Genomic DNA, 4,013 nt, shown 5'->3' with positions numbered 1-4,013 from the left:
GTGTGAAAACGATTCTGGAAGCGTTACCCCACTTAACCTTAAACCTAATTTCAACGCCTATGTCTAAGGTCGGAGAGACATAGTTATTCGGGTATATATCATCGGTAACTGATAATAGGTAATTGCCAATTTACAATTGAGGATCATACTATGGCTGCTATTAAACACCACTTGTATATCGCAATTACCTATTACCTATTACCTATTACCTATTACCTATTACCTATTACCCATGACCTATTAACAGACACTCATCTCTATCAACATGCATAGAAAATTAGTATTCTGGTTGAGATGTTCTTGGAGTCAATCGCGAAGTTTAATCACACATTGTGAAAATCTTGGGAAGGCTATCCTCAGTATTGTATAGTAAATATCCCCCAAAATGTTAAATTTTGGTGAAAAACACTTGGTGAAAAACACTTTTAGGTGCGCTTTTGGAAAGCGCACCTTAAGTGTCTTGCTATACAAAACGAATGGCAAGCACTCACCTTCGGTCTCACGGGACTTGTGAAAACTTAACGTTTCAAAAATTAAGGTAAAAACTTTAACGAGTAAAGTTTAAGTTAAAAGGAACTACTGACAGAACCTTCCTTTTCCCCTTACCTCAGCGATGCAGCAAGGGAACAGGGGAGGCAGCGCCGCCAAAGGGGGTTCCCCCCATGAGCGACTGCCGTGGTTTCCCCCACTCGCTATTGCATCAAGACAGGGAAAAGATGAGGGGTTACACCCTTCATATTAACAAATATAACAGATTCCCGTAAATCCCTCTCTTATTCTTTACTTGTCTTACGGATACGTTTCAGGAAAAGCCTAGCAAGTCGGGGTAGTTGATCAGAAAATTTTTTACCCTATTGACCCACTGATACCACGTTGCTTTCTTGCCATGGTACTTCCTGGGATTGATAGGGGAGATCGGGAGGATGGGAAAGATGGGAAAATGAGGAGAATGGGACAGGAGAATGGGCAACAGGAAGACTATTTCTTTTTTCGCTTTGCCAACAGTGGCAAGGCAGACAGTATACCTAGGAAACTCAGTGCTAGGAAAAATGGTAAGCGATCGCCTCCTTGCAAAGCTTCCCCTCCAGTTACTCCCAGCCAAGTATAGGCGAGGGTACCAGGAATAATCCCAAAGAAAGTGCCAAGGGTATACTCTACCGAGCCAATCGGGGTTAGACCAAACAGGAAATTCACTACATTAAAAGGAGAAATGGGGGCAAAGCGTACTGCTAAGACAAACATCAGGGGTGTCTGCATCACTGCTTGATTGAAGCTGACCAATGCTTTATGATGCCTGAACTTGTATTCAACCCAATCTCGCAATAGGTAACGCGCTACCCAAAATGCTCCCAATGCCCCCAAGGTTGCTCCGATAACAGACCAGAAGGTACCCCAAACTAAACCAAACACTGTACCACCAGCGATAGTCAGTACTGTGCCAGGAATTCCTAAAACCGTTGCCAGAGCATAAACCAGGATAAATAAACAGATTGCCCAATGGCCTAATTCTTGCAACTGTTGCACTAGGAACCTTTGGTTAAATAAGGCTCTGACAGGAGTCGAGTAACACAATAGGACCAAAATAAATAGCGCGATCGCTAACCAAAGGCTTCGTCTTTTCAGCAATATGTTCAATCTCATCAATCTTCTACCTTAATCACCTTAAATTCTTAGGACTTAGGGTCAGGACTTAGGCAAAACTCGACTTTTATTCGCTTTTATATTCGCCCTGATGGTGTAGGGTCTGTTATTAACACACCCTACAAGCAGAGTTATTGCCTAAGTCTTGATTGTTTCCAAAGTAGGGGGGTGGTAGATAGCACCGCTAATACAACTAGTGCTGCGATCATTTGCCAGGGGGGACTACCGCTGATAGCTTCCAGACCACTGCGACCTAACCAAGCATAAGCAAAGGTAGCCGGGATAATTCCCACTGCGGTGGCTATCACATAGGTGGGTAGAGGAATTGGTGTTAAGCCGAACAAATAGTTAACCGCATTGAATGGAAAAATTGGCGCGAGGCGAATTGAGAGCACAAACCAAAAACCATTTTTCTCAATGCCCTCACTGAGTTGCTCCAAACGAGAGTCCTGAAACTTATCCTTAACCCAATCACCAGCAACAAAGCGAGCAATCATAAACGCAGCCGTTGCTCCCAAAGTAGCACCAATCACAGTCCACAAAGTACCCAGCATTAGTCCAAACAGAGCACCAGCCGAAAAGGTTAAAATCGCATCAGGAACAGCTAGTACTGTGGCAACAATATAAATTAAAATGTACCCCAGTGGTCCAAAAATACCCATGCTTTCCTGAAGCCATCTCAGATTTTCCAGCTTCAGCCAAGACCCAACCGGCGTAAATAGTAAAATTAAGGCAGCTGTCACTAGAACTATTGCCCCAATCCCTAACCTGAGTCCTAGCTTTCTCTTGGACTGGGGCAGATTTTGAGATGTCGAGGATGAAAGGTTCATGAGCTGGGGAAAAGGTAATGGGTAATTGGTGATTTTGAAATAGGGTGATTTTGAAATAGGATTAGTTTTGGGCTGACAAACTAATTAGGAATCGAATCCTATCACATACGATATCAAGATTGACTATATTTATTGACACAGTATCGGTAGTGTTAACGTCCCAATTTTATAAGTTTTATAGAGGGTTAATCGTCATTTTTAACTGCTCATTCAGTTCTAGATATTTCCAGTATACATGAATCTATTAAATCCTAGCTTAATGAGTTTTTACTGAGAATAGCCTTAATCAATAACGAGCTAGTTTGGTCAATCAGCGAATCAGTGCAAATCATACAGATAGAAGTTAGGCAAAAGTGCAAAAGTTCCTGATAGCAAGTTGCTTTCTGGTGATGTTACTTGCTGATCACAAGCTCATCCCCCTGATCCCCCTCATATGAAGTCGGGTTGAATACCCATCATAAAAGTGTGGGGCCCCGGAGATGGGGAGATGGGGAGATGGGGAAATGGGGAGATGGGGAGATGGGGAAATGGGGAGATGGGGAAATGGGGAGATGGGGAGATGGGCTAGGCATAGAACAAGTTAATATGCTATTGTTTTCGCCATCTACACAAGAGAATTTAGATTAATTTTAGAAATAGGGTACCCATATCACAAGTAGAACATGCTACTATTATCTCCGTCTTTAGCAGATGACTATAGACTAGTCAGCCTGGGAGGTCTACCACATGATCAAGTTTTAGTTTCAAGTTCAACTAGCCGTTTATCGGTAATTAATTGTTTACAAGTTGGGTTGACAAGTCTGGCCAAGCAGGAGTAACTGGGTTGTCTTGATGCTTGTCTTGATGCAAAGCGCGAGTGGGGGGAAGCCCTTCAGGTCGGCGCACCCGTCGCTATTCGAGATCTCGGCATCAGCTCCTGGCACGACCCTGGAAACTATGGGCAGAAGACCTTTGATTCTACAAGCCCATGGCTCTAATCAACCCAAACTGGGCAGTTGATTGGTTGCAGTTGATTCGCGATCGCTAAACAAACCAATAGCTAGTAATCCTTCGCAAAATTCAACATCTGTGTCTTGATGCAGTCGGTATTTCCGCCGTCTTTTACTAGCTAATACTTTTCGGTAAATTCCAGCGTTGATTGACCGAATAGTTTTCCTAAAAACGGATAATAAACGTTTCAAACTGGCTCGTAGGGTGCTGCGGAAACCGCCAATCGCTCTAAATCCTGTTTGCGGATCACAATCCCAATTGTATACCCAGCACTATTGAGTAAATTAGCAACTTATAGTAAAATAATTTCACCAATCGACTTGCCATCGACTTGTCATCGACTTGCCATTTAACTAGGCAGAGGTCGATCTCTGCTGTTGCATTTTGGTCGAAACTATGGAAAACCTTAAGACTACATTCAACAATACAATCAACGTTATCAAAGAAAGGATCTTTGATACCGATTTCAAGCTCGCCAACATCCCTATTTCCACGATAGTTATTGTGGTGCTCATCCTCTTGCTCACCCAGATATTGCGAGGCTTGTTCACA

At 43.1% G+C, this 4,013-nt stretch carries 5 protein-coding genes; 1 reads left to right on the top strand and 4 read right to left on the bottom strand.

Going from position 1 to position 4,013, the window contains the following annotated elements; genetic code table 11:
- The first annotated feature begins 150 nt into the window (after window positions 1–150).
- Complete coding sequence (locus F6J94_RS31405; RefSeq protein ID WP_293029767.1) at window positions 151–273, top strand: hypothetical protein; 123 nt, start codon at window positions 151–153, stop codon at window positions 271–273.
- Window positions 274–978: 705 nt separating this feature from the next.
- Here F6J94_RS31405 and F6J94_RS31400 read toward each other — a convergent pair.
- From F6J94_RS31400 to F6J94_RS31385, 4 genes are all read right to left on the bottom strand, one after another.
- A complete protein-coding gene (locus tag F6J94_RS31400) occupies window positions 979–1,641 on the bottom strand; it encodes a TVP38/TMEM64 family protein (protein ID WP_293029771.1) in 663 nt (220 codons plus the stop codon).
- Window positions 1,642–1,772: 131 nt separating this feature from the next.
- Window positions 1,773–2,471: a TVP38/TMEM64 family protein gene (locus F6J94_RS31395; RefSeq protein WP_293047420.1), complete on the bottom strand. Its 699-nt coding sequence runs from the start codon at window positions 2,469–2,471 to the stop codon at window positions 1,773–1,775.
- 977 nt (window positions 2,472–3,448) lie between these two features.
- The gene (locus F6J94_RS31390) at window positions 3,449–3,652 is read right to left on the bottom strand and encodes a hypothetical protein (RefSeq protein ID WP_293047418.1); all 204 of its coding nucleotides are present in this window, start codon (window positions 3,650–3,652) and stop codon (window positions 3,449–3,451) included.
- 55 nt (window positions 3,653–3,707) lie between these two features.
- A partial coding sequence (locus F6J94_RS31385) for a hypothetical protein (RefSeq protein ID WP_293047416.1) occupies window positions 3,708–4,013 on the bottom strand: 306 nt, incomplete at its 5' end.

The sequence above is a fragment of the Moorena sp. SIO1F2 genome (genome assembly GCF_010672755.1).
GTDB lineage: Bacteria > Cyanobacteriota > Cyanobacteriia > Cyanobacteriales > Coleofasciculaceae > Moorena.
Note: the sequence above shows the minus strand (reverse complement) of the source record. Positions and strands in the feature narration are given on the sequence as shown.

What these genes read in the sequence shown, in the direction of transcription:
- F6J94_RS31395 (WP_293047420.1), bottom strand. Translation starts at nt 2,471, where the DNA reads ATGAACCTTTCATCCTCGACATCTCAAAATCTGCCCCAGTCCAAGAGA.
- F6J94_RS31405 (WP_293029767.1), top strand. Translation starts at nt 151, where the DNA reads ATGGCTGCTATTAAACACCACTTGTATATCGCAATTACCTATTACCTA.
- F6J94_RS31400 (WP_293029771.1), bottom strand. Translation starts at nt 1,641, where the DNA reads ATGAGATTGAACATATTGCTGAAAAGACGAAGCCTTTGGTTAGCGATC.